A 25,097-nucleotide genomic window follows, 5' to 3' on the forward strand; every position below is an offset into this window, starting at 1 on the left:
TTTTGGGGATGTTGCTCAGCCCTTGAGCTTTTCGGCGATCCAGATAGTGTGCCGGGTGCCCTTGTTGCCGTGGGCGAACACCTGCACTTCCTCGGCCTTGAACCCGGCCTTGCGCAGTTTGTCGCTGAACAACTTATCGGCACTGGCCGACCACACGGCCAGTACGCCCTTGGGGCGCAGGGCTTTGGCGCAGGCAGCCAGGCCACCGGCCGAGTAGAGCCAGCTGTTGGCCTTTTGCGTAAGGCCTTCGGGGCCGTTGTCGACATCCAGCATGATCGCGTCAAAGCCTTGAGGCTCGGCTTGCAGCACCTTGGCCACGTCTTCCATGCGGATCACGGTGCGTGGGTCGAGCAGCGGGCGGCCGGACTTTTCACCCAGGGGCCCACGGTTCCATTCCACGACGCCGGGCACCAATTCGGCGACTACCACTTCGGCCGTCTTGCCCAGATGTTTGAGCGCTGAGGCCAGGGTAAAGCCCATGCCCAGCCCGCCGATCAACACCCGCGAACCCGGGCGCCCGGCGACTTTGCGGCAGGGAATTTCCGCCAGCGCGTCTTCGGAGCCGTGCATGCGCGTGTTCATCAGTTGGCCGCCGTCACCGCCCTGGATCTTGATGACAAAATCCTCGCCGTATTCGAACAGGCACAAGGCACCGCCGTTATCGGGGATTGGAGTGGTGTCGAGCAGAACGAAACGTTTCATTGAAATCTCATTGGGAAGGGCATTCTTGCGCGGTTGGGAGTAGCCTTACGACATTCCGGTCAGGCCATGGAGCCATCGATGAAGTGCAGCATTCTAACGGTCATTGTGCTTGGCGCGCTCACATTGGGTGCGGCCCAGGCTCAGGAGGTGCAAACCGTTCCGGTCGCACCCGCGCCAACGCCCGGTGCGCCGGGTACACCGACACCGACGTTGTACCCGCAAGTCACCCCGCCTGTGGCGCCCAAAGCCACCGCCAACGGTTCACCCGCGCTGGTGCCGATTGTGTTGCCAACGCCGCCCAAGGACCAGAGCGTGCCTGGCCTGCTGCAAAATGACAGCAAGCCGAAGACGCCCGGCGGTTAAAACGGTTGCGAGAGCAATTGCCCGTCGGCCATGCGCAGGCGTTTGGACAAGGCGATCGCAATCGCGCGGATGATCTTGGCCGCGACCCTGGGCGCTTCGTTGAGCATTTTTTCCAGCGAGTCCTTGCCCAGGTTCAGCAGCACGCAGTCACTTGCCGCCAGGCAACTGGCAGAGCGCCGCTCGCCATCGAGTACCGCCATTTCGCCAAACGCCCGCCCACTGCGCAGGGTGGCGATGGTCAGGCGCTGGCCTTCATGGTTGGTTTTCTGCACGGCCACCTGGCCGCTGTGGATGATGCACATGAACGTGCCGGCATCGCCCTCAACGAAGATCACTTCGCCCCGGGCAATGCTGCTGATGTTGAAGTAGCCGGCGGCGACGTGAAAATCTTCCGGCAGCAAAGCGTTGAACAGGCCGCAGTCCATGAGCATGTCGCGGATTTCATTGTTCAATAAAGTTGGTTGAGGCATAGCTGCAATCTTGGTCCATCAATCAAGTAGGCGGTCTGTGTGTTCAGACAGGACCGCCGCCCTAAGTTCCTTAAATCAACCCCAGCGCCTTGAACACAAATGCATATTCGAGCGCTACATCACGTAATCCCTGATAACGCCCGCTCATGCCACCATGGCCGGCGCCCAGTTCAGTCTTGAGCAACAGCAGGTTGTCGTCCGTCTTTGTGTCGCGCAGCTTGGCCACCCACTTGGCCGCTTCCCAGTACTGCACGCGGCTGTCGTTGTAGCCGGCGATCACCAGCAGGGCCGGGTACGCCTGGGCGCTGACGTTCTCGTACGGCGCGTAGGCCTTGATGCGTTCGTACACCTCTGGCTCTTCAGGGTTGCCCCACTCGTCGTATTCGGTGATGGTCAGCGGCAGCTCGGGGTCGAGCATGGTGTTGAGCACATCCACGAACGGCACGTCGGCAATCGCCGCCTGGAACAGCTCCGGGCGTTGATTGAGTACCGCGCCGATCAACAGGCCGCCGGCACTGCCGCCGCTGATGGCCAGTTGTTTGGAGGTGGTCAGGCCCTGGGCGATCAGGTGCTCGGCGCAGGCGATAAAGTCGCTGAAGGTGTTCTGTTTGTGTGCCTGCTTGCCGTTGCGGTACCAGGCTTCACCCAATTCGCCGCCGCCGCGTACGTGCGCGATGGCAAACGCCACGCCACGGTCGAGCAGGCTCAGGCGTGCGTGCGAGAACCAGGGGTCGAGGCTGTGGCCGTAGGCGCCGTAGCCGTAGAGGTACAGCGGCACCGGTTTGCCTAACTGGTCGCGTTTGACCACCAGGCTGATTGGCACCTGGGTGCCATCGGCAGACGTGGCCCACAGGCGTTGGCTGACGTAGTCGTCGGCGTTGAACTCGCCGAGTACCGGCGTTTCCTTGAGCACGGCTTGCGCGCCGGTCGCCAATTCCAGCTGGCGCACCTGGGCCGGACGGTTCAGCGCTTCATAGCGCAGACGGATCTTGTCGCTCGGGAATTCCAGGCTGTTTTGTACATAAAGGCTATAAGCGGCGTCGGGCAATTCGACGCGATAGGCCGGCACGTCCTCAGGGTGCACTTCGATCACTGGCAGGCCGCCGATGCGCAGGCTCAAGGTCATCGCGCTGGCATTGAGGCTCACGCCGTCGAGCATCACTTCGTCGCTGTGCGGGATCAGGTTTTGCCATTGATCTTCGGTGGGCACGCTGCCGGTGTCGGCGGCGACGAACAGCGCGTAGTTGATGCCGTCGCGGTTGCTGCGGATAAACCAGGTCCACTCGCCATTGCGCTGGCCATGGTCGACATCGTATTCGTGGTCTTCGACCCGTGGCGCCAGGCAAGTGAAGTCGAGGTGCGGCTGGTTGGCGTCCAGCGCCCAGATTTCACTGGTGGTCTTGCTGCCGAGGGCCAGCAGCAACTGGCGCTCGGAACTGGAGCGGTAGCAATGCAGGAAGAAACGTCCGTCAGGCTCGTGGAACACTTCCTGCGCTGCCGTGCCATCCAGGCGGTAGCGATACAGTTTGTGTGGGCGATGGGTGTCGTCCAGCTCGCCGAAGAACAGGGTCAGGCTGTCATTGGCCCAGGTCATGCTGCCGTCGCAGTCCTGAAACTCCAGTTCGCTGACTTTGCCGTTAGCCAGTTCCTTCACGTACAGGGTGTAAATCTCTTCACCGCTGGTGTCCAGGCTGTAGGCCAGGCGCTGGTGGTCGGGGCTGATGCTGAATGCGCCCAGCGAGAAAAAGCCGCCGTTGGCGAGTACGTTGGGGTCGAGCAGCAATTCTTCGCTGCTGTCGTCCACGGTGTTGCTGTCATCTGCCGGGCGGCGGCAGCGGTAATGGCGGGCGTATTCGTCACCGGCGGTGGTGCGCGTGTAGTACAGGTACGGACCCCACGGCGAGGGCAGGGACAGGTCGGTTTCGAGAATGCGGCCCTTGATCTCGTCGAACAGGGTTTCGCGCAGTGCCTGCTGATCGGCGAGTTGCGCTTCCTGCCAGGCGTTTTCGGCTTTGAGGTAATCGAGGACTTCAGCCGTGTCACGCTCTTGCAGCCAGGCGTACGGGTCCTGCCCTTCGGCCTTGCGGGCAATCGGGGCGGCAGTGATGTGGGTCGATGAAGGCATGGATCACTCTCTGTCTGGCGGATGGTGGCAGGCATTGCAGCCGAGACACGCAAAAGCCGTTATCATAGCCGCCTGTTTGCCTACCTTGCCATGGACACCATGACCGAGAACGACTATCTGACCGCTTGGGGCCTTTACGCCTTCGCCGCTTTGGGCTGCCTGTTGGTGTGGTGGCGCATGACCCGCTGGATCTGGCGCTGGCTGCGCGAGCCGCTGCAGTTGCTGATGGCGGTGCTGCTGTTCAGCCCGACCATCGTCGATCCGGTCAAGACCCAGTTCGCGCCGGCGGTGGCGATCACGGCCCTGGACCTGGTGCTGCATGTCGGCAATAACGCCTGGCGGGCCATTTCCGATTTGTTCATGTACACGATGATCGCGTTTGGCGTGTATATCGTGTTTGCGCTGATCCGCTGGCCCATCGAGCGCGCCGCCAACGCCCGGCGTGAGCGCAAGGCCGCTGTCGACGCCGCCCTGGCTGCCGAGACGGTTGACGAAGACGACGAGCCGTTCCGTCGCCCGGCGCCTGCCAGCGGAATGCGCGTCGAACCGCGCCTTTGACGTCGTCCGCCCTGCAGCGAGAGCCCTGGCATGTGTGAATTATTGGGCATGAGTGCCAACGTCCCCACCGACATCGTGTTCAGCTTTACCGGGCTGATGCAGCGGGGCGGGCGTACCGGCCCCCACCGCGACGGTTGGGGCATCGCGTTCTACGAAGGCCGTGGCCTGCGCCTGTTTCAGGACCCGGCCGCCAGCAGCGAGTCGGAAGTCGCGCTGCTGGTGCAGCGTTATCCGATCAAAAGTGAAGTGGTGATTGGCCATATCCGCCAGGCCAACGTGGGCAAGGTGAGCCTGGCCAATACCCACCCGTTCGTGCGCGAGCTGTGGGGCCGCAACTGGTGTTTTGCCCATAACGGCCAGCTGGCGGACTTCAACCCGCGCGCCACGTTCTACCGGCCGGTGGGCGATACCGACAGCGAAGCAGCGTTCTGCGACCTGCTCAACCGTGTGCGCGAAGCCTTCCCCGAGCCGGTAGAGATCGAACAAGTGCTGCCGGACCTGATCGCCGCCTGCGCCGAATACCGCAGCAAAGGCGTGTTCAACTGCCTGCTCAGCGACGGTGACTGGCTGTTTTGCTACTGCTCGACCAAGCTGGCGCAGATTACCCGGCGCGCACCGTTCGGCCCGGCGCGCTTGAAAGATGTCGACGTGATCGTCGATTTTCAGGCCGAAACCACGCCCAATGACGTGGTCACCGTGATCGCCACCGAGCCGTTGACCGACAACGAAAACTGGACCCGCTACGAACCGGGCCAATGGAGCCTGTGGCGACGCGGTGAATGCGTCAGTCAGGGCATTACCGAGTAAGGATATCGACCATGCTGCTCAGTTATTTGCGGTTGGTGCTGTTTGCCATTGGCTTGTTGGTCGGCGTGCAGGTGCCGGGTTTCATCAACGACTACGCCAAGCGCGTCGAGGCCCACCTGATCGAGGCTCAGACCGGCCTCAGCGGGTTTGAAACCACTGCACGGCAGTTCTTCAACGGTGATTTGCAGGCGTTGGTGGCGCATTACCGCGCCAGTGATGATCCGGTGTTCCAGAGCGATGCCAACAGCCTGGGCACCCTGCTGGATCGCCAGGTGGCGTTGGACAAGCAATTCCAGGCCATGCAAGGCCCGTGGTACATCCGCGCCCTGCAGGTGGCGGTGGCCGCGGACCCGGCGATTCGCCTGGAAACGTGGAACGGCTACAGCTATCAGATCCTGCTGACGCCGGAAGCGATGGGCTGGGGCTTGGGCGGGGCTATGCTGTTGTCGTTCGGCATTGAATGCCTGTTCCGCTTGATCGACTGGGTGGTGTTGGGCGGCAAGCGCCTGCGTCAGAGCCGGCCGATTGAAGAGCGGGATTTGAAGGGCCTCTAGAACCGCTGAAAATCTAAATGTGGGAGCGGGCTTGCCCGCGAATGCGGTGGATCAGTCGCCTGATAGGTTGGCTGACACTGCGCATTCGCGAGCAAGCCCGCTCCCACATGTGGCCCCGGTTTTTTCAGTGGCTTAGCACCATGTGCGCTTTGCCGACCTCTTCGGCATAGCGGGCCACCACCTTCTGGCACAGCCCGACAATCTCCTCCACCAACTCCACACCTACTCGCCACGACACTACCACCTGCAGATTCGGCAGCTTCTGCGCCATCGGCAGCATCACCAACTCCCCGCGTGCCAGTTCCTCGCTGACCAGCACCGGCGGCAGGGCGCCGATGCCGAAGCCATCGCGCAGCAGGCGGGTGATCGCCGACACCGAATTCACACAGTTCATGCGCGGCGCGGCGACGCCGTTGGCCTGCATCAGGCTCAGCACGTCCTGGTGCGGGTGGGAGTTTTTCGAGTAGGTGATGATGCGCTCCTGGGCCAGTTCGGCGAGGGAGGCGTAGTCGCGGTTGTAGAGCGAGTGGCTGGCGACGATCCAGGCCATCGGGTGGCTGGCCAGTTCCAGGCTGCGCACGGTTTCCAGGCGCAGCAGGTCGGTTTGCAGGATCAGGTCGAGGAAGCCTTTTTGCAGCTGATCGCTGAGGTTCAATGCGGTATCGGCGACCAACTCGATTTCCACCAACGGGAAGTGGTCCATCAATTCGGCCACCAAGGGGCTGAGCCAGGTGTGAATCACCGTGTCCATCGCGCCGATGCGAATCCGCCCGACCTTGCTGCTGGTGGTCTCCAGTGACTGCTTCAAACCCTGCATGGTCACCATCATCTGCTCGGCGTAATCGAGCACCTTCAAGCCTTCCGGGGTCAGGCTCACGCCGCGTGAGTCGCGTAGAAACAGCTTCACACCCAACTCGCTCTCGAGCACGGCAATGCGGCTGGAAATCGAGGCCTGGGTGGTGAACAACTTCTCGGCGGTCAGGCGAAAGCTCTTGAGCTTGGCCACCCAGACGAAGGTTTCGAGGAACTTCAAATTCATGGGATCAACTTTTCTTATGCATGGATCGGTTTTTATTAGTTGGACGCCGCACCGGGCAAACGCCAAAAATCGAGCTATTCCACGATAAGCGTCGTTGGGGTGTGAGGACAAGTTGCCAGTTCTGTACGAAAAATCCCACACTACAAAAAATACAACGCCTGAAAAACAACGCCTGGAGGAGCACCCACCGTGAGCCGTCTGCTATTGAATTGCGACATCGGCGAAAGCTTTGGCAACTGGACCATGGGTCTGGACGCCGAGGTCATGCCGTTCATCGATTGCGCCAACGTGGCCTGCGGCTTTCATGCCGGTGATCCGAGCATCATGCGCAAGACCGTCAGCCTGGCCTTCAAGCACGGCGTGCAAGTGGGGGCGCACCCGGCGTACCAGGACCTGCAAGGCTTCGGTCGCCGCTCCATGGCCTACACACCGCAGGAAATCCAGGACCTGCTGCACTACCAGATCGGCGCCCTCGACGGCATCTGCCGTGCGCAAGGCGGGCGGGTCACCTACGTCAAACCCCATGGCGCGATGTACAACGACATGATGGCCAACCCTGCGCAATTGCGCGCAGTGATCCAGGCCGTGGCCGCTTATGGGGACCTGCCGCTGATGCTGCTGGCCACCCGCGACAACAGCGCGGCCCAGGCCTTGGGCGATGAGTACGGGGTGACCTTGTGGTTCGAGGCCTTTGCCGACCGCGCTTACGACCCCAAGGGGCATCTGGTCTCGCGCCAGTTGCCGGGCGCCGTGCACCATGATGCCGAAACCATCGTGCAGCAGGCGTTGACGATTTCCCGTGGCGACGCCCTGACCGCCAGCGATGGCAGCGCCTTGGTGTTGCAGGCCAACACCTTGTGTGTGCATGGCGACAACGCCAGTTCGGTGGCCGCCGTGAAACGTATCCGCGAGGCGCTGAAGCCAGCATGAAGCCACGCATTGAAGTGGTGGCGATCGACTGCCTGATGGTGCGTCTGTTTGATGTCATTGCCGAAGCCAACATGCCGTGGATGCTCGCCGCCACTCAACGCCTGCGCGAGGAGTTTGGCGCGGCGTTGGTGGACCTGGTGCCGTCCTACACCACGTTGATGGTGCATTACGACCTCACCGCCTTAACCCCGGCCCAGGCGCGCGCGTTGATCGGCCAGGCGCTGACCGATTTGCAACCCCAGGCCCAGGGCAGTGGCCAGTGTCACGTGTTGCCGGTGTGGTACGACCTGAGTGTCGGCCCGGAACTGAGCTTGCTCAGCCAGCGCAGCGGTCTGTCGGTTGAGGACGTGATCCGCCGCCACAGCGCCCATGAATACCAGGTGTTCGCCCTCGGGTTTGCCCCCGGGTTTGCCTTTATGGGGTTGGTGGACGAAATCCTGGCGACGCCGCGCCTCAATACCCCGCGAAAGCGTGTGGCGGCCGGCAGCGTCGGCATTGCCGAGCGGCAAACCGCCGCGTACCCGGTGGTTTCGCCCGGTGGCTGGAACCTGATCGGCCGCACCCCGGCCAAGCTGTTCGACCGTGAACGCGACGGTTACAGCCTGATGCAGCCCGGCGATACGGTGCGTTTCGAGGCGGTCGGTCACGCCGAATTCATCAACCTGGGTGGCGATGACACGCCGTTGGAGGCGCAGGCATGAGCCGCTTGTTGATCGAGGCCAGCACGCCGCTGTGCCTGTTGCAGGATGCCGGCCGCTTTGGCGTTCGGCACCTGGGCGTGACCCAGGGCGGCGCGCTGGACTGGGTGTCGATGTCCTGGGCCAACTGGCTGCTGGGCAATGCGCTGGATGCGCCAGTGGTTGAAATCACCTTGGGCGGGTTCACCGTGCAGGCCGAGGAGTATTGCTTGCTGGCATTGGCCGGCGCGGACCTGGGCGCGTACATCGATGAGCGTGCGATCAGCCCGGGACGCAGTTTTATCCTGCAAAAGGGTCAGCGTTTGCGCTTTACCCAGCCGTTCAATGGCGCGCGGGCCTACCTCGCGGCGCCGGGCGGCTTTGATGCGCCGCAGGTGCTGGGCAGTTGCGCCACGGTGGTGCGTGAAGCGTTGGGCGGCGTGGATGGTTTCGGCACGCCGCTGGCCGAAGGCACGCGGCTGGCTTACTCCGGGGTGGGCGGCGCGATGAAGGTGTTAAACGCGCCGGACTTGCCTGCCAAGGCGCCATTGGAGGTGATAGTCGGCGCACAAATCGGCCAATTCAGCGGCCAGAGTTTGTTCGATGCCTTTAACACCGATTGGGCACTGGACAGCCGCGCCGACCGCATGGGCATGCGCCTGCTGGGCACGCCGTTGCAGTATCAGGGGCCGTCGTTGATCTCTGAAGGGATTCCGCTGGGAGCGATCCAGGTGCCGCCGGATGGGCAGCCGATTGTGTTGCTCAATGATCGGCAGACCATTGGTGGCTACCCGCGTTTAGGCGCGTTGACGCCTTTGGCGCTGGCGCGGCTGGCGCAATGTTTGCCGGGGGAAAAGGTGCGCTTGGCGCCGGTAGTGCAGGAGACGGCGCATCGGCAGCATGTGGACTTTTTGCAGCGCTTCAGCGAAGGCTAAAAATGTAGGAGGGGGCTTGCCCCCCGATAGCGGCCTTTGAGTGCCCGTTGCATTGGCTGACACCCTGCTATCGGGGGCAAGCCCCTCCCACATGGGATGTGCGTTGCGTGGGAGGTTTGAGTTACTTGGAGAGAAAGCGCATCCCTTCTTCCAGGCCCCGCAGCGTCAGCGGATACATCTGATCTTCCACCAGTTCGCGCACAATTCCCGTCGACGCCGTATACCCCCACGTGTCTTTCGGGTACGGGTTAATCCAGATCAGCTTCTTGTACTTGGCCATGAAGCGCTGCATCCACACGTACCCAGGCTCCTCATTCCAGTGCTCGACGCTGCCGCCGGCCTGGGTGATTTCATACGGCGCCATCGACGCATCGCCGATAAAGATCACCTTGTAATCGGCGCCGTATTTATGCAGCAAGTCCTGGGTGGAGGTGCGTTCGGAGGTGCGGCGCTGGTTGTTCTTCCACACCGACTCGTACACGAAGTTATGGAAGTAGAAGTACTCCAGGTGCTTGAACTCGGTCTTGCACGCAGAGAACAGCTCTTCGCAGATCTTCACGTGGGCGTCCATTGAGCCGCCGATGTCGAACAGCAACAGCAGTTTGATGGTGTTGCGCCGCTCCGGACGCATCTGAATATTCAGCAGCCCGGCATCGCGGGCGGTGTGGTCGATGGTGCCGTCGATGTCGAGCTCTTCGGCCGCACCCTGGCGCGCGAACTTGCGCAGGCGGCGCAGGGCAATCTTGATGTTGCGCGTGCCCAGCTCCACCTGATCGTCGAGGTTCTTGTACTCGCGCTGGTCCCAGACTTTTACCGCCTTGCCCTGGCGCTTGCCGGCCTCACCCACACGGATGCCTTCCGGGTTGTAGCCGCCGGAGCCGAACGGGCTGGTGCCGCCGGTGCCGATCCACTTGTTGCCGCCGGCATGGCGCTCTTTCTGTTCTTCCAGGCGTTTCTTGAATTCTTCGATGAGCTTGTCCAGGCCACCGAGGGACTGGATCTGCGCACGCTCTTCATCGCTCAACGAGCGTTCGAACTCCTTGCGCAGCCACTCTTCGGGGATCAGCGCCTGCAGGTGGTCGTCGAGCTTTTCCAGGCCGTTGAAATAGGCACCGAACGCGCGGTCGAACTTGTCGAAATGCCGCTCGTCCTTGACCAGAATCGCACGGGCCAAGTAGTAAAACTCGTCCATGTCGGCGAAGACCACACGCTGCTTCAGCGCATTGATCAGGTCGAGCAGCTCGCGCACCGACACCGGCACCTTGGCGGCACGCATCTCATTGAACAGGTTGAGCAACATTATCGATTACCGCGACGGCTCATGAAGGCCAGACGTTCCAGCAACTGCACGTCTTGCTCGTTTTTCACCAGGGCGCCGGCCAACGGCGGAATGGCTTTGGTGGGGTCGCGTTCGCGCAGCACGGCTTCGCCGATGTTGTCGGCCATCAGCAGCTTGAGCCAGTCGACCAGTTCGGAGGTGGACGGCTTTTTCTTCAGGCCTGGCACCTTGCGCACGTCGAAGAACACGTCCAGCGCTTCGCTGACCAGGTCTTTCTTGATGTCGGGGTAGTGCACATCGACGATCTTTTGCAGGGTGGTGCGGTCAGGGAAGGCGATGTAATGGAAGAAGCAGCGGCGCAGAAACGCGTCCGGCAGCTCTTTCTCGTTGTTGGAGGTAATGATGATGATCGGGCGTTTCTTGGCCTTGATGGTCTCGTCGATTTCGTAGACGTAGAACTCCATCTTGTCGAGTTCTTGCAGCAAGTCGTTGGGGAACTCGATGTCGGCCTTGTCGATTTCATCGATCAGCAGAATCACGCGCTCCTCGGACTCGAAGGCTTCCCAGAGCTTGCCCTTCTTCAAGTAGTTGCGCACATCGTGGACCTTGTCCACGCCCAGTTGCGAGTCGCGCAGGCGGCTGACCGCGTCGTACTCGTAGAGGCCCTGATGTGCCTTGGTGGTGGATTTGATGTGCCAGGTGATCAGCTTGGCGCCGAAGGATTCGGCCAGCTGCTCGGCAAGCATGGTCTTGCCGGTGCCGGGCTCGCCCTTGACCAGCAGCGGCCGTTCCAGGGTGATGGCGGCGTTGACGGCCAGTTTCAGGTCATCGGTAGCCACATAGGCCTGGGTGCCTTCGAACTTCATCGGTCATTCCTCGAATTCATCAATGCCCGGACTATACCGTGCAGCCCCGGCGACTGTGAACGCAGACGGGTTATTCAGTCTCTGAATGGCCGGTCACGTGCGACCCTTGGTGGCTTTCTCCAACGCGTACGCCCGCGCGTCCGCTTTGTCCCTGAGCTTGCTGCCGCCCCAAAGGGCCAGCGCGGCCAGCACCAGGGTGACCGTCCCGGCGAGGATCATCATGCCAGCGATGGGGCCGCCGTGCATGGCGAACCCCACTATTTTCACGAAGCCTGAATAGGCCAAAAGGTAGCCAATAATTGTCAGTATCCAGCCTGTAATGCGCATGCTCAGTGTCCTTACTCGTTGTTGTCATTCACCCGTCGGCACGCTAATCGCTAAGCCATCTCCCGGTCGGCGTGCGGCTCAGTCCGCGCTGGGCTTGGGTTGTTCATACCGCGCATTAAATGCCTGGATAAAACCATTACGCAAGATCGCCAAGAATGCCGAGAACGCACTGATATTTTGCTGGTGCACGCTGCCGCTGAGTTCCACGCGGGTGGCAAACTGGTTTTTGTTCTGGTTTTTTAATACGGTCTCGCTGGCGCCGACCACGGCTTCCCAGATTGAGCGGAAGATGTTCTTGTCCTTGTTTTCGACATCCTGTTTCCAGTCGAACACCTCTACGTCGCGCAGCAGCGGCTTGATATAACCGCTCAGTTGGCCTTTTTCAGCCTGTGCTTCGACCACCACATCACCGGTGCCGGCCTTGAAGTCGAACTTGCCGTACGCCGACGCGAAGTCATTCAGGCGTTTGAGTTGAATATCCTTGGCGCGAAAGCGGAATTCGAAGTCTTCGAAGTTGCTCAGCGGGTCGAAAGCCGCGGTGGCTTCCAGGGGCGCCTGGCCGAGCAATTGCGCCTTGCCTTCAAAGGTGGCGTCCCGCTTGCCTTTGATGTCCACCACATTAGTCAGGTTGTAGAAGCTGGCGTTGACCTGGGTGGCGTAGATATTCACCGCAGGCTTGGAATTGAAGTTGTGAAAGGCAATCTTGCCGTCCTGAATGCGGACTTCGTTGAGGGTGATCGGCAACAATTTGCCCAACTGTTCACGCCAGTCGGTGCCTTTACCGGTCTGCGATGCCTGTTGGTTGCCACCGTCGACGAAGTTCAGCTCCGGCTGGAAGAACTGCACCTCGGCCACCACCGCATGGTCGTACCACAATGAATGCCAGCTCACCGACACGTCGATCACCGGCGCTTTGACGAACGGAACCGGCACTTTACCGTCGACTTTGACGATCTGCAGGCCGTTGATTTTATAGGCCCCGCGCCACAGCGCCACGTCCACATCCGTGACCTGGCCGCGGTAGTCGCCCATGTCGGCGAGCTTGTCGTTCAGGTAGTTGCGCACCAGGTAGGGCAGGGCGAGGTCCAGGGCAATCAGTACTACCACCAGTACGGCGACGATCCATAGCAGCCCACTGTAGCGACGTTTCATGTGCAGGTTCTCCAACGTTATAGGCGATGGACCGCGCGCACTGGCCCAACGTTCCTCTGACTGGACGCCTACCAGCCTGAGGCATACCCTTGTGGCCTTGTTGAAATTGCCTTAAGGACCCGTCATGAGCCGTATCTTTGCAGACAACGCGCACTCCATCGGTAACACGCCCCTGGTGCAGATCAACCGCATCGCACCGCGTGGCGTGACCATCCTGGCCAAGATCGAGGGGCGTAACCCAGGTTATTCGGTGAAGTGCCGCATCGGCGCAAACATGATCTGGGACGCCGAAAGCACCGGCAAACTCAAGCCGGGCATGACGATTGTAGAACCGACTTCCGGCAACACCGGCATCGGCCTGGCGTTTGTGGCCGCCGCCCGTGGCTATAAGCTGCTGCTGACCATGCCGGCGTCGATGAGCATCGAGCGGCGTAAAGTGCTCAAGGCGCTTGGCGCCGAGCTGGTGTTGACCGAGCCGGCCAAAGGCATGAAAGGCGCGATCGACAAGGCTGGCGAGATCGTCGCCAGCGACCCGGCCACCTACTTCATGCCGGCGCAGTTCGAAAACCCGGCTAACCCGGCGATCCACGAAAAAACCACCGGCCCGGAAATCTGGAACGACACCGATGGTGCCGTGGACGTGCTGGTCGCGGGCGTAGGCACTGGCGGCACCATTACCGGCGTGTCGCGTTATATCAAGAACACGGCGGGCAAGCCGATTCTGTCGGTGGCGGTAGAGCCGATTGTCTCGCCGGTCATCACCCAGGCGTTGGCCGGTGAAGAGATCAAGCCGAGCCCGCACAAGATCCAGGGCATCGGCGCCGGGTTTGTGCCGAAAAACCTCGATCTGTCGATGGTTGACCGCGTGGAGCTGGTCACCGACGAGGAATCCAAGGCCATGGCCCTGCGCCTGATGCAGGAAGAGGGGATTCTGTGCGGTATTTCCTGTGGCGCCGCAATGGCCGTGGCCGTGCGCCTGGCCGAGAAACCGGAAATGCAGGGCAAGACCATCGTGGTGATCCTGCCGGACTCCGGTGAGCGCTACCTGTCGAGCATGCTGTTCAGCGATTTGTTCACCGATCAGGAAACCCAGGCCTGATCGGTACCGTGTAGCAAGTAGGGCTGTTGTGGCGAGCGGCTTGATGTGGCCTGTGGGCTTGTCGTGGCGAGCGGGCTTGCTGTGGCGAGCAGGCTTACCGTGGCGAGCGGGCTTGCCCCGCGTTGGGCTGCGAAGCAGCCCCTAAAACCTGACAACGCGGTCTATCAAGTACACCGCGACGTCTGAAGTGGGAGCGCTGCGCGCTCCAACGCGGGGCAAGCCCGCTCGCCACGACCAGCTTGCAGGCCACTACAAGCCCGCAGGCCACTACAAGCTTGCAGGCCATTACACGCTTGCAGGCCACTACCGGCCCGCAAGCCAAAAGGGCCCCAGGGTGTTGATTTATGTCAGCCGGTCGGCCTGGGCCTTCTGCATAATGGCCCAAGTGTTTATCATGGCCGGCTGCTACGTCTGGTTTCCCGTCGACGGGAGGCTGTTGGCCAGGCGCTTATTTCCAGGAGTTGCTGCATGACCTTTTCTTTGGCCGCCAAACTGTCGGTGTTGCTGTTGTTTATCGGCAGCACGCTGTATGTGCACCTGCGTGGCAAGGCGCGTTTGCCGATGTTGCGTCAGTTCGTCAACCATTCGGCGCTGTTTGCACCCTATAACGCCCTGATGTACCTGTTCTCGGCCGTGCCGTCCAAACCGTACCTGGACCGCAGCAAGTTCCCGGAACTGGATGTGCTCAAGGACAATTGGGAAGTGATCCGCGAAGAGGCCATGCACCTGTTCGACGAGGGTTACATCCGCGCCGCCGAAAAGAACAACGACGCCGGTTTCGGTTCGTTCTTCAAGAAGGGCTGGAAGCGTTTCTACCTCAAGTGGTACGACAAACCGCTGCCATCGGCCGAGGCGCTGTGCCCGAAAACCGTGGCCCTGGTCAGCAGCATCCCCAACGTCAAGGGTGCGATGTTCGCGCTGTTGCCGGGCGGCAGTCACCTCAACCCGCACCGCGACCCGTTTGCCGGTTCCCTGCGCTATCACCTCGGACTGTCGACGCCTAACTCCGACGATTGCCGCATCTTCGTCGACGGCCAGGTCTATGCCTGGCGCGACGGTGAGGACGTGATGTTCGACGAAACCTACGTGCACTGGGTGAAGAACGAAACCGACCAGACCCGCGTGATCCTGTTCTGCGACATCGAACGCCCGCTGAGCAACCGCATCATGACCCGCGTCAACCGTTGGGTCAGCAAGCAACTGGGTCGCGCCACTGCGCCGCAGAACTTGGACGATGAACGCGTTGGCGGGATCAACCAGGCGTATGCCTGGAGCAAGACCTTCAGCGACAAGTTCAGCGGTGTGGTCAAGCAATGGAAGCGCAAGCATCCCAAGGCCTACCGCATTGCGCGGCCGGTGCTGGCGGTTATCGTGCTGGTGCTGCTGTGGAAGTGGCTGTTCAGCTGATTTGAAAGGTTAAACACAGGTTGAAAGGTGGGAGGGGGCTTGCCCTCGATAGCGGTGTGTCAGGTTGAGTATCTATACCTGATCCACCGCCATCGGGGGCAAGCCCCCTCCCACATTGGTTTTGCAGTATTGCTTAAGAGGCGATCAACTGGCGCAGCACATAGTGCAGAATCCCGCCCGCCTTGAAGTATTCCACTTCATTGAGGGTGTCGATCCGGCACAGCACTTCGACCTTCTCGCTGCTGCCATCCTCGCGCGTAATCACCAACGTCAGGTTCATCCGCGGCTCGATCTCGGCATGGGTCAGCCCAAGAATGTCGATCTTCTCCTTGCCGGTGAGTTTCAGCGCCTTGCGGTTCTGATCCAGCTTGAACTGCAACGGCAGCACGCCCATGCCCACCAGGTTGGAACGGTGAATGCGCTCGAAGCTCTCGGCGATCACTGCCTTGACTCCCAGCAGGTTGGTGCCCTTGGCTGCCCAGTCGCGGCTTGAGCCGGTGCCGTACTCCTGGCCGGCGATCACCACCAGCGGCGTGCCCGACGCCTGGTATTTCATGGCCGCATCGTAGATCGGCATTTTCTCGCCGGTGGGGATGTACAGCGTGTTGCCGCCCTCTTCGCCGCCGAGCATTTCGTTGCGGATACGGATATTGGCAAACGTGCCGCGCATCATCACTTCATGGTTGCCCCGGCGTGAGCCGTAGGAGTTGAAGTCACGCGGCTCCACGCCCTGCTCGCGCAGGTAGCGCCCGGCAGGGCTGTCGGCCTTGATGTTGCCAGCAGGGGAGATGTGGTCGGTGGTCACCGAATCGCCCAGCAAGGCCAGTACGTTGGCGCCTTTGACGTCCTCGATGACCGGCAGTGGCCCGGCGATGTCGTCGAAGAACGGTGGGTGCTGGATATACGTAGAGTCTTTCTGCCATACGTAAGTCGCCGCTTGCGGCACTTCAATCGCTTGCCACTGCTCATCGCCGGCAAACACCTCGGCGTATTCCTTGTGGAACATGCCGGTGCTGACTTGAGCCACGGCGTCGGCGATTTCCTTGCTGCTTGGCCAGATGTCTTTCAGGTACACCGGCTTGCCGTCTTTGCCTTCGCCCAGCGGCTCGCTGCTGATGTCGATGCGCACCGTACCGGCCAAGGCGTAGGCGACCACCAGGGGCGGCGAGGCCAGCCAGTTGGTTTTCACCAGGGGGTGTACGCGGCCCTCGAAGTTACGGTTGCCGGAGAGCACCGAGGCGACGGCGAGGTCGGCTTTTTGGATGGCTTTTTCGATCGGCTCGGGCAATGGACCGGAGTTGCCGATGCAGGTGGTGCAGCCATAGCCGACCAGGTCAAAGCCAAGCTGGTCGAGGTACTGGGTGAGGCCCGCCGCCTTGTAATAGTCGGTGACCACTTTGGAGCCAGGCGCCAGCGAGGTTTTTACCCAGGGTTTGCTGGTGAGGCCTTTTTCCACGGCTTTTTTCGCCACCAGGCCTGCGGCCATCATCACGCTGGGGTTGGACGTGTTAGTGCATGAGGTAATCGCGGCAATCACCACGGCGCCGTTTTTCAGGCGATAGGTGTGGCCGTCGTACTCATAGTCGGTTTCGCCCACCAAGTCGGCGTTGCCCACGGCGACACCGCCGCCGCCTTCGCTTTCCAGGCGGCCTTCTTCTTTGCTGGTCGGTTTGAATTGCAGGTCGAGGAAATCGCTGAAGGCCTGGCCTACATTCGGCAGAGACACACGGTCCTGCGGGCGTTTCGGCCCGGCGAGGCTGGCTTCGACGCTGCCCATGTCCAGCGCCAGGGTGTCGGTGAATACCGGCTCCTGGCCGGCGATGCGCCACAGGCCCTGGGCCTTGGTGTAGGCCTCCACCAGTTTGACCGTTTCGGCAGGGCGACCGGACAGGCGCAGGTAGTCCAGCGTCACCTCATCCACCGGGAAAAAGCCGCAGGTGGCGCCGTATTCCGGCGCCATGTTGGCGATGGTGGCGCGGTCGGCCAGCGGCAGGTCGGCCAGGCCGTCACCGTAGAACTCGACGAACTTACCCACCACGCCTTTTTTACGCAGCATCTGGGTGACGGTCAGCACCAGGTCGGTGGCGGTGATGCCTTCCTTGAGTTTGCCGGTGAGCTTGAAGCCGATCACTTCCGGAATCAGCATCGACACCGGCTGGCCGAGCATCGCCGCTTCCGCTTCGATGCCGCCTACGCCCCAGCCGAGTACGCCGAGGCCGTTGATCATGGTGGTGTGCGAGTCGGTGCCTACCAGCGTGTCCGGGAAGGCGTAGGTGCGGCCGTCTTCGTCCTTGGTCCACACGGTGCGGCCCAGGTATTCAAGATTGACCTGGTGGCAGATGCCGGTGCCCGGTGGCACCACGCTGAAGTTGTCAAAGGCGCTTTGGCCCCAACGCAGGAAGGCGTAGCGTTCACCGTTGCGCTGCATTTCGATGTCGACGTTTTGCTCGAACGCGCTGGTGCTGCCGAATTTGTCGACCATCACCGAGTGGTCGATGACCAGGTCCACGGGGGAGAGCGGGTTGATGCGCTGCGGGTCGCCACCGGCCTTGGCCACGGCGGCGCGCATGGCGGCCAGGTCGACCACGGCGGGCACGCCGGTAAAGTCTTGCATCAGCACGCGGGCCGGGCGGTATTGGATTTCGCGGTCGGACTGGCGCTCTTTGAGCCAGGCGGCGATGGCCTTGAGGTCGGTGCCGGTGACGGTTTTGTCATCTTCCCAGCGCAGCAGGTTTTCCAGCAGCACCTTGAGGGACATCGGCAGCTTGTCCAGGTCACCCAGGCTCTTGGCGGCTTCGGGCAAGCTGAAGTAGTGGTAGGTCTTGTCGTCGATTTGCAGGGTTTTAAGGGTTCTCAGGCTATCAAGGGATGACATTACATGACTCCTTATGGTCCGCACGGCTACGGACCTGACGGGACGAACAGAGCTATCAACTTAGCCCTGTTTTCATTAGCAGGCTAATAACTGGACTCTATCGTTAAGTCCAAGGTTCCGAACTCGGCTATCATGCGCGCGTTTTCATGACAGGTAGTGCGATAGCGCAATGCCGGTTGATTCACCAGGAGAGTTGATGAACACCCTTTTTATGCACTGCCGGCCGGGTTTTGAAGGCGAAGTCTGTTCCGAGATCGCGGAACACGCCGCGCGCCTCAACGTTTCCGGCTATGCCAAGACCAAGACCGGCAGCGCGTGTGCCGAATTTGTCTGCACCGAAGAAGACGGCGCCCAGCGCCTGATGCACGGCCAGCGCTTTGCCGAGCTGATCTTCCCAAGGCAGTGGGCGCGCGGGGTGTTCATCGACCTGCCGGAAACCGACCGTATCAGCGTGATCCTCGCGCACCTGCAAGGCTTCCCGGTGTGCGGCAGCCTGTGGCTGGAGATGGTCGACACCAACGACGGCAAGGAACTGTCGAACTTCTGCAAGAAATTCGAAGTGCACCTGCGCAAAGCCTTGCTGAATGCCGGCAAGCTGGTCGACGACCCGAACAAGCCGCGCCTGCTGCTGACGTTCAAGAGCGGCCGCGAAGTGTTCATGGGCCTGGCCGAGTCGAACAACTCGGCGATGTGGCCGATGGGCATCCCGCGCCTCAAGTTCCCGCGTGAGGCGCCTAGCCGCTCCACCCTGAAGCTGGAAGAGGCCTGGCACCACTTCATCCCCCGCGACCAGTGGGATGAGCGCCTGCACAGCGACATGACCGGCGTCGACCTCGGCGCAGCCCCTGGCGGCTGGACCTGGCAATTGGTCAACCGTGGCATGTTGGTTACGGCCATCGACAACGGCCCAATGGCCGAAAGCCTGATGGACACCGGCCTGGTTCAGCACCTGATGGCCGACGGCTTTACCTTTGTGCCCAAGCAGCCGGTGGACTGGATGGTGTGCGATATCGTCGAGAAGCCGGCGCGTAACGCGGCCCTGCTGGAAACCTGGATTGGCGAAGGCTATTGCCGTGAGGCGGTGGTGAACCTGAAGTTGCCGATGAAGCAGCGTTACGCCGAGGTGAAGCGTTTGCTGGAGCGCATCGAAGACGGCTTCAAGGCGCGTGGTATTCGTGTTGAGATCGGCTGCAAGCAGCTGTACCACGACCGTGAGGAAGTGACCTGCCACTTGCGTCGGCTGGTGGATGCGAAGAAACAGAAGTCCCGCTGACACCTTGAGGTAACCACAAGACCAATGTGGCAGCGGGCTTGCTCGCGAAAGCGGTATAACCGTCGAAATTTATGTTGAATGTGCCCGCGTCTTCGCGAGCAAGTCGAACCGCCGCTTCCACATTTGAGCGGTGCACGTTTCAGGAGTGACGTATGAACCAGCCCCTCGAATTGCCGGCAGACGCCGTGCTCGACGCCACCGGCCTCAACTGCCCGGAGCCGGTGATGATGCTGCACCAGCACATCCGCGACTTGCCGCCCGGCGGCTTGCTCAAGGTGATTGCGACCGACCCGTCCACCCGCCGCGATATTCCCAAGTTCTGCGTGTTCCTGGACCACGAACTGGTGGATCAGCAGGAACAGGCCGGTACGTACCTGTACTGGATTCGCAAGAAGGCCGATTAAACCAGGCGAATCCGCCGGCGCGCGCTGCGTGCCAGGCGGATCACCAGCATCGCGGCGGCGCAGCTCAAGCCCACGATCAGTCCCTGCCACAAGCCACTGGGCCCACTGGCGGCGCCCAGCCAATCGGTCAGCCCCAGCGCGTAACCCACCGGCAACCCCACGCCCCAATACGCGAACAAGGTCAGCACCATGGTCACCCGTGTGTCCTGATAGCCCCGCAGCGCGCCGGCGGCCGTGACCTGGATCGCGTCCGAAAACTGGAACAGCGCCGCAAACACGATCAGCATCGACGCCACGTGGATCACCGAGGGATCCGGGGTGTAGATCGTGGCAATTTGCTCGCGAAACAGCAGCATCAGGCTGCACGACAGGCACGCATAGGTCAGCGCCGTGCCCATGCCGACTCCAGCGGCGAAACGCGCCTCACGCGGCTCGCCGCGGCCCAGGGCCTGGCCGACACGCACGGTCACGGCCATGCTCAGCGAGTAAGGGATCATGAACACCAGCGAACTGAAGTTCAGCGCGATCTGGTGCCCGGCCACTACGCTGGCGCCCAGGCTGCCGATCAGCAGGGCGATCACCGCAAAGATGCTCGATTCGGCAAACACCGCGATGCCAATCGGCAGGCCGATGCTCAGCACACGCTTGATCACCGACCATTGTGGCCAGTCGAAACGCTTGAACAACTCGCTGCTCTGATAGGCCGGTGCCCAGCGCGTCCACGCGGCCAGGCCGAGCATCATCACCCACATCACGATTGCCGTGGCCCAGCCGCAACCCACGCCGCCCATGGCCGGCACGCCGAAGTGGCCATAAATGAACACGTAGTTCAGCGGAATATTCAGCGCCAGCCCGCACAGGCCCATGACCATGCTCGGGCGCGTGCGGCCCAGGCCATCGCTGAAGCAGCGCAGCACGTAATACAGGGCGATGGCCGGCATGCCGGAGGCGATGCCGTGCAAGTAGGCCATGCACGGTTTGATCAGCTCGGGGTCGACATTCATCGCATGCAGGATCGGCTCGGCGCTGACCAGCATCAGCAGCGCGGTGAGCCCGACCACCACGGCCAGCCACAGCGATTGACGCACCAGCGGGCCGATCTCGGTGTAGTGGCCGGCGCCGAAGCGCTGGGCGACCTTGGGCGTGGTGGCCAGCAAGGTGCCGGTCATCAGCAGGTACACCGGAATCCAGATCGAGTTGCCCAGGGCCACCGCTGCCAGGTCTCGCGGGCTCACGCGCCCGGCCATCACCGCGTCGACGAAGCCCATGGCGGTGGTCGCGAGTTGGCCAATCATGATCGGCAGGGCCAGGGTCAGCAGGCTGCGCACCTCGCGGCTGACGCGGGCGGGGCGGGAGAGGGCGGTAGTGGCGGTGTTCACGTGCGAGTGTCCAGTAAAAGTATTGCAAAGGACGGCGAAGTCTACGCGCTGACGCAACGGTCAGGAAAAAACCTGTGTTAGCGATTTGTAAGCGCTCCTGCGCCAGCCGCATTAATCCTGTGTGTGCTGGCTTGTGTGGGCGCTGGCTTGCCTGCGATGCAGACGCCTCGGTCCATCAGCTGTACCGAGGTGATGCTATCGCGGGCAAGCCCGGCGCCCACATAAGCACTGCCCACCTGGGATCTGCGGTGTTACACAAGTCGCATCCCTGTACACTGCTGGTCCGCGAAAGGAGCCTGCCATGCTGATTGTTGCCGACGAAAATATCCCGCTGCTCGATGCATTCTTCGAAGGGTTTGGCGAGATTCGCCGGGTGCCCGGCCGGTCCATCGACCGCGCCACGGTCGAGCAGGCCGACGTGCTGCTGGTGCGCTCGGTGACCAACGTCAATCGCGCGTTGCTGGAAGGCACGCAGGTACGGTTTGTCGGCACTTGCACCATCGGCACCGACCATCTGGACCTGGATTACTTCAAGCAGGCCGGCATCACCTGGTCCAGCGCGCCGGGCTGCAATGCGCGTGGCGTGGTGGACTATGTGCTGGGCAGCTTGCAGACCCTGGCCGAAATCGAAGGCGCTGACCTCAATCAGCGCACCTACGGCGTTGTGGGTGCCGGTGAAGTCGGCGGGCGGTTGGTCAAGGTGCTCAAGGGCCTGGGCTGGAACGTGCTGGTGTGCGACCCGCCGCGCCAGATCGCTGAAGACGGCGATTACGTCAGCCTCGAACAGATCATCCAGCAGTGCGACGTCATCAGCCTGCACACGCCGCTGAGCAAGTCCGGCAACGTCTCCACCTGGCATTTGTTTGACCGCGAGCGCCTCAACCGCCTCAAGCCTGGCGCCTGGCTGATCAACGCCAGCCGTGGTCCGGTGGTGGATAACGCGGCCCTGCGCGAAGTGTTGCTGGCGCGCGAGGACCTGCAGGCCGTGCTGGACGTGTGGGAGGGTGAGCCGGAAGTGGACGCCGACCTGGCTGACCTGTGTGTGCTGGCCACTCCGCATATCGCCGGGTACAGCCTCGACGGCAAGCAGCGCGGCACTGCACAGATTTATCAGGCGTTCTGCGCCCATCTGGGCCAGGCGCCGAGCATCCAGCTAAGTGATCTGCTGCCGCAGCCCTGGCTGGCCGAGGTGCACTTGAACGCTTCGACCGACCCGGCCTGGGCGTTGGCGACCTTGTGCCGCAGCGTGTACGACCCGCGCCGTGATGACGCGGATTTTCGCCGTAGCCTCGTAGGTTCTGTGGACGAGCAACGCAAGGCGTTCGACCTGCTGCGCAAGCATTATCCGCAGCGCCGTGAGATTGACGGCTTGAAGGTGCGAATCAATGGCGACTCTGCCGCGCTGTCGGCGATCGTCACCGCCCTGGGCGCCGAACTGCTTTAACGCAACGCGCCGGTAAGGGGCGTGCGCATACGCAAGGCATAAAAAACCCGGCCACAGGGCCGGGTTTGAAAGAGCTCGGGCGTATCAGCCTTGCTGCGCAGGCTTGACCAGGCGCTGTTCCAGTTCGCGGCACGCTTGCTGGATCATCTCTTCGGTAATCTGCACTTCGCGGCCTTGAGCGTCGATCACGGAGCAAGGCAGATGCTGCGGTTGGCGGATTACTTCAATCTTGGCATCGCTGCTGTTTTGCAAGGTCATGGCCTGTCTCCTCATCAGGTTGTGTACCTACTGTGTTTCTTACATTAAGCCCCCCGCGTGACCAAGCTATTACAACTCCTTACAAAGTCACCGGTTCGAACAACCAGTCCACCAGAAAGCGATACAAATTTCCAGCTGGGGGTTAGACCGATAACCTCTAGGGATCAGCATCGGCGGGCATAATTAACCTGACTCATTGTTATTTACTCAAGTTCCCCCAATGTTGTGGTGTAGATACTTATCTCCCCTGCGCAGGTGATGCCCTCCATGTTCTCAGTCCGTCAACGCCGTGCGATCCGCTTGGCCAGCCGCTTTATCGCGCCCTACCGTTGGCAGGCGCTGGGTGCCTTGCTGGCGCTGATCGTCACGGCAGGCATCACCTTGTCCATGGGGCAGGGCATTCGCCTGCTGGTCGACCAGGGTTTCATGACGCAGTCGCCGCACCTGCTCAACCAATCCATTGGCCTGTTCATGATTCTGGTGCTGGGCCTGGCCGTGGGTACGTTTGCGCGGTTTTACCTGGTGTCGTGGATCGGCGAGCGGGTGGTGGCGGATATTCGCCGCCAAGTGTTCAACCATTTGATCTACCTGCACCCCGGCTTTTACGAAAACAATCGCAGCTCGGAAATCCAGTCGCGGTTGACCACCGACACCACCTTGTTGCAATCGGTGATCGGCTCCTCGCTGTCGCTGTTCCTGCGCAACGCCCTGATGGTCATCGGCGGCATCGTGCTGCTGTTTGTCACCAACCCCAAGCTCACCAGTATCGTGGTAATCGCGCTGCCGCTGGTGCTGGCGCCGATCCTGATTTTCGGCCGGCGTGTGCGTAGCCTCTCGCGCCTGAGCCAGGACCGCATCGCTGACGTCGGCAGTTATGTGTCCGAGACCCTCGGCCAGATCAAGACCGTGCAGGCCTACAACCATCAGGTCCAGGACGAGCAGCGTTTTGCCGTTACCGTGGAAGAGGCCTTTGCCACCGCGCGCAAACGGATCGTGCAACGCGCCTGGCTGATTACGCTGGTGATCATGCTGGTGCTCGGCGCCGTTGGCGTGATGCTGTGGGTTGGCGGGATGGACGTGATTGGCGGGCGCATTTCCGGCGGTGAGCTGGCCGCGTTCGTGTTTTACAGCCTGATCGTCGGCAGTGCGGTCGGCACGTTAAGCGAAGTACTTGGCGAACTGCAACGCGCCGCCGGTGCTGCCGAGCGGATTGGCGAGTTGTTGCAGTCGAGCAATGAAATTCAGGCTCCAGCCGATGGCACCGTACGGTTACCGGAGCGTGTCAGCGGCCGCATGGAACTGCAAGACCTGCGCTTTTCCTACCCGTCGCGCCCGGACAGCTATGCCATCGATGGTTTGAGCCTGACCATTAATCCCGGCGAAACCCTGGCACTGGTCGGGCCGTCCGGCGCCGGTAAATCCACGATCTTCGACCTGCTGCTGCGTTTTTATGATCCCCAGCACGGCCGCATTCTGCTCGAAGGCCACGCGCTGACCGCGCTCGACCCGATGGACCTGCGCCGCCACTTCGCATTGGTGTCCCAAAGCCCGGCGCTGTTTTTCGGCAGCGTCGAAGAAAACATCCGCTACGGCAACCCGTCCGCCACCACCGCGCAGGTCGAGGCTGCGGCGCGCATCGCCCATGCCCACGACTTCATCCTGCAAATGCCCCAGGGCTATCAGACTCACCTTGGCGACGGCGGCATGGGCCTCTCCGGCGGCCAGCGCCAACGCCTGGCCATCGCCCGTGCATTGTTGGTGGACGCGCCGATTCTGCTGTTGGACGAAGCCACCAGCGCACTGGATGCCCAGAGCGAGCATTTGATTCAGCAGGCGTTGCCGCAACTGATGCAGGGCCGCACCACGTTGGTGATTGCGCATCGATTGGCAACGGTGAAAAACGCCGACCGCATTGCGGTGATGGACCAGGGCAAGCTGGTGGCGGTGGGCACGCATCAGCAACTGATCGCGAGCAATCCTTTGTATGCGCGGTTGGCGGCGTTGCAGTTCAATGATGGTGATGAGGTCGCGAAAAGCGAGGCATAGCCGGCCTGCGTTTCGCTGTTCCTGTGGTGAGCAGGCCTGTTGTGGCTAGCAGGCCGGATGTGGCGAGCGGGCTTGTCGTGGCAAGTAGGCTTGTTGTGGTGAGCAAGCTTGTTGTGGCAAGTAGGCAT

Annotated in this window: 24 protein-coding genes; 13 read left to right on the forward strand and 11 right to left on the reverse strand. The window is 61.7% G+C overall.

The genetic code is table 11. The features are described from left to right. Nucleotides 1-15: 15 nt before the first annotated feature. Complete coding sequence (locus AACV02_RS09380) at nucleotides 16-702, reverse strand: spermidine synthase (protein ID WP_058411058.1); 687 nt, start codon at nucleotides 700-702, stop codon at nucleotides 16-18. A 78-nt stretch (nucleotides 703-780) separates the two neighbouring features. Between AACV02_RS09380 and AACV02_RS09385 the strand changes: the two genes are divergently transcribed. Then, nucleotides 781-1,065: a hypothetical protein gene (locus tag AACV02_RS09385; RefSeq protein ID WP_106576962.1), complete on the forward strand. Its 285-nt coding sequence runs from the start codon at nucleotides 781-783 to the stop codon at nucleotides 1,063-1,065. Here AACV02_RS09385 and AACV02_RS09390 read toward each other — a convergent pair. Both AACV02_RS09390 and AACV02_RS09395 read right to left on the reverse strand, forming a co-directional pair. Beyond that, complete coding sequence (locus AACV02_RS09390) at nucleotides 1,062-1,535, reverse strand: cyclic nucleotide-binding domain-containing protein (RefSeq protein WP_119739153.1); 474 nt, start codon at nucleotides 1,533-1,535, stop codon at nucleotides 1,062-1,064. The genes AACV02_RS09385 and AACV02_RS09390 overlap by 4 nt on opposite strands. Nucleotides 1,536-1,605: 70 nt before the next feature. After that, on the reverse strand, nucleotides 1,606-3,660 hold the full coding sequence (locus AACV02_RS09395) for a S9 family peptidase (RefSeq protein WP_119739155.1): 2,055 nt from the start codon (nucleotides 3,658-3,660) through the stop codon (nucleotides 1,606-1,608). A 21-nt stretch (nucleotides 3,661-3,681) separates the two neighbouring features. Here AACV02_RS09395 and AACV02_RS09400 point away from each other — a divergent pair, with 21 nt between their 5' ends. From AACV02_RS09400 to AACV02_RS09410, 3 genes are read left to right on the forward strand one after another with little or no spacing between them, the layout of a single operon-like run. Next, nucleotides 3,682-4,218 (forward strand): MFS transporter, encoded by a 537-nt coding sequence (locus AACV02_RS09400; protein ID WP_106576959.1) that lies wholly within the window; start codon nucleotides 3,682-3,684, stop codon nucleotides 4,216-4,218. A gap of 30 nt (nucleotides 4,219-4,248) precedes the next feature. Next, nucleotides 4,249-5,025, forward strand: a complete 777-nt coding sequence (locus AACV02_RS09405; RefSeq protein ID WP_106576958.1) for a class II glutamine amidotransferase — start codon at nucleotides 4,249-4,251, stop codon at nucleotides 5,023-5,025. An 11-nt stretch (nucleotides 5,026-5,036) separates the two neighbouring features. Continuing rightward, nucleotides 5,037-5,579 carry a DUF2937 family protein gene (locus AACV02_RS09410; RefSeq protein WP_106576957.1) on the forward strand — a complete coding sequence of 181 codons (543 nt, stop codon included), beginning with the start codon at nucleotides 5,037-5,039 and terminating at the stop codon, nucleotides 5,577-5,579. Between the two features lie 124 nt (nucleotides 5,580-5,703). On the opposite strand, the gene AACV02_RS09415 is transcribed toward AACV02_RS09410, so the two are convergent. Continuing rightward, entirely contained in the window at nucleotides 5,704-6,618 is a 915-nt protein-coding gene (locus AACV02_RS09415; RefSeq protein WP_119739157.1) for a LysR family transcriptional regulator, read from the reverse strand. Nucleotides 6,619-6,807: 189 nt separating this feature from the next. On the opposite strand from AACV02_RS09415, the gene AACV02_RS09420 reads away from it, so the two are divergent. From AACV02_RS09420 to AACV02_RS09430, 3 genes are read left to right on the forward strand one after another with little or no spacing between them, the layout of a single operon-like run. Next, nucleotides 6,808-7,548: a 5-oxoprolinase subunit PxpA gene (locus tag AACV02_RS09420; protein WP_119739159.1), complete on the forward strand. Its 741-nt coding sequence runs from the start codon at nucleotides 6,808-6,810 to the stop codon at nucleotides 7,546-7,548. Further along, nucleotides 7,545-8,249, forward strand: coding sequence for a 5-oxoprolinase subunit PxpB (gene pxpB, locus AACV02_RS09425; RefSeq protein ID WP_119739161.1), 705 nt, complete (start codon nucleotides 7,545-7,547; stop codon nucleotides 8,247-8,249). Before AACV02_RS09420 ends, pxpB begins: the two co-directional genes overlap by 4 nt. Continuing rightward, nucleotides 8,246-9,160, forward strand: a complete 915-nt coding sequence (locus tag AACV02_RS09430) for a 5-oxoprolinase subunit C family protein (protein WP_119739163.1) — start codon at nucleotides 8,246-8,248, stop codon at nucleotides 9,158-9,160. The genes pxpB and AACV02_RS09430 overlap by 4 nt, the downstream gene beginning before the upstream one ends. A 121-nt stretch (nucleotides 9,161-9,281) precedes the next feature. On the opposite strand, the gene AACV02_RS09435 is transcribed toward AACV02_RS09430, so the two are convergent. The 4 genes from AACV02_RS09435 to AACV02_RS09450 form a co-directional block, all read right to left on the reverse strand. Next, the gene (locus AACV02_RS09435; RefSeq protein WP_119739165.1) at nucleotides 9,282-10,460 is read right to left on the reverse strand and encodes a vWA domain-containing protein; all 1,179 of its coding nucleotides are present in this window, start codon (nucleotides 10,458-10,460) and stop codon (nucleotides 9,282-9,284) included. After that, on the reverse strand, nucleotides 10,460-11,305 hold the full coding sequence (locus AACV02_RS09440; protein WP_003210690.1) for an AAA family ATPase: 846 nt from the start codon (nucleotides 11,303-11,305) through the stop codon (nucleotides 10,460-10,462). The genes AACV02_RS09435 and AACV02_RS09440 overlap by 1 nt, the downstream gene beginning before the upstream one ends. A 93-nt stretch (nucleotides 11,306-11,398) precedes the next feature. Further along, nucleotides 11,399-11,632, reverse strand: coding sequence for a hypothetical protein (locus AACV02_RS09445; RefSeq protein ID WP_119739167.1), 234 nt, complete (start codon nucleotides 11,630-11,632; stop codon nucleotides 11,399-11,401). Nucleotides 11,633-11,710: 78 nt separating this feature from the next. Continuing rightward, entirely contained in the window at nucleotides 11,711-12,784 is a 1,074-nt protein-coding gene (locus AACV02_RS09450; RefSeq protein ID WP_106576951.1) for a DUF748 domain-containing protein, read from the reverse strand. Nucleotides 12,785-12,908: 124 nt separating this feature from the next. On the opposite strand from AACV02_RS09450, the gene cysK reads away from it, so the two are divergent. Together cysK and AACV02_RS09460 are read left to right on the forward strand one after the other, a co-directional pair. Next, the gene (gene cysK / locus AACV02_RS09455; protein ID WP_119739169.1) at nucleotides 12,909-13,883 is read left to right on the forward strand and encodes a cysteine synthase A; all 975 of its coding nucleotides are present in this window, start codon (nucleotides 12,909-12,911) and stop codon (nucleotides 13,881-13,883) included. A gap of 468 nt (nucleotides 13,884-14,351) precedes the next feature. Beyond that, nucleotides 14,352-15,290 carry an aspartyl/asparaginyl beta-hydroxylase domain-containing protein gene (locus AACV02_RS09460; RefSeq protein ID WP_106576949.1) on the forward strand — a complete coding sequence of 313 codons (939 nt, stop codon included), beginning with the start codon at nucleotides 14,352-14,354 and terminating at the stop codon, nucleotides 15,288-15,290. Nucleotides 15,291-15,423: 133 nt separating this feature from the next. Here the strand turns inward: AACV02_RS09460 and acnA are convergent, their stop codons facing one another. Next, a complete protein-coding gene (gene acnA / locus AACV02_RS09465; protein ID WP_119739172.1) occupies nucleotides 15,424-18,165 on the reverse strand; it encodes an aconitate hydratase AcnA in 2,742 nt (913 codons plus the stop codon). 196 nt (nucleotides 18,166-18,361) lie between these two features. Between acnA and rlmM the strand changes: the two genes are divergently transcribed. After that, nucleotides 18,362-19,438, forward strand: a complete 1,077-nt coding sequence (rlmM, locus tag AACV02_RS09470; protein ID WP_119739174.1) for a 23S rRNA (cytidine(2498)-2'-O)-methyltransferase RlmM — start codon at nucleotides 18,362-18,364, stop codon at nucleotides 19,436-19,438. Nucleotides 19,439-19,590: 152 nt separating this feature from the next. Beyond that, complete coding sequence (gene tusA, locus AACV02_RS09475) at nucleotides 19,591-19,842, forward strand: sulfurtransferase TusA (RefSeq protein WP_119739175.1); 252 nt, start codon at nucleotides 19,591-19,593, stop codon at nucleotides 19,840-19,842. Here the strand turns inward: tusA and AACV02_RS09480 are convergent. Continuing rightward, nucleotides 19,839-21,221, reverse strand: a complete 1,383-nt coding sequence (locus AACV02_RS09480) for an MATE family efflux transporter (RefSeq protein WP_119739177.1) — start codon at nucleotides 21,219-21,221, stop codon at nucleotides 19,839-19,841. The two genes, tusA and AACV02_RS09480, sit on opposite strands and share 4 nt — an antisense overlap. A gap of 301 nt (nucleotides 21,222-21,522) precedes the next feature. Between AACV02_RS09480 and pdxB the strand changes: the two genes are divergently transcribed. Further along, nucleotides 21,523-22,665, forward strand: coding sequence for a 4-phosphoerythronate dehydrogenase PdxB (pdxB, locus tag AACV02_RS09485; protein WP_119739181.1), 1,143 nt, complete (start codon nucleotides 21,523-21,525; stop codon nucleotides 22,663-22,665). Nucleotides 22,666-22,749: 84 nt separating this feature from the next. On the opposite strand, the gene AACV02_RS09490 is transcribed toward pdxB, so the two are convergent. Further along, a complete protein-coding gene (locus tag AACV02_RS09490; RefSeq protein WP_027604248.1) occupies nucleotides 22,750-22,923 on the reverse strand; it encodes a PA1571 family protein in 174 nt (57 codons plus the stop codon). A 258-nt stretch (nucleotides 22,924-23,181) separates the two neighbouring features. Between AACV02_RS09490 and AACV02_RS09495 the strand changes: the two genes are divergently transcribed. Continuing rightward, on the forward strand, nucleotides 23,182-24,969 hold the full coding sequence (locus tag AACV02_RS09495; RefSeq protein WP_169368494.1) for an ABC transporter transmembrane domain-containing protein: 1,788 nt from the start codon (nucleotides 23,182-23,184) through the stop codon (nucleotides 24,967-24,969). Nucleotides 24,970-25,097: the final 128 nt, after the last annotated feature.

The organism is Pseudomonas sp. Larv2_ips, from assembly GCF_963879675.1.
In the GTDB taxonomy this organism is placed as follows: Bacteria; Pseudomonadota; Gammaproteobacteria; order Pseudomonadales; family Pseudomonadaceae; genus Aquipseudomonas.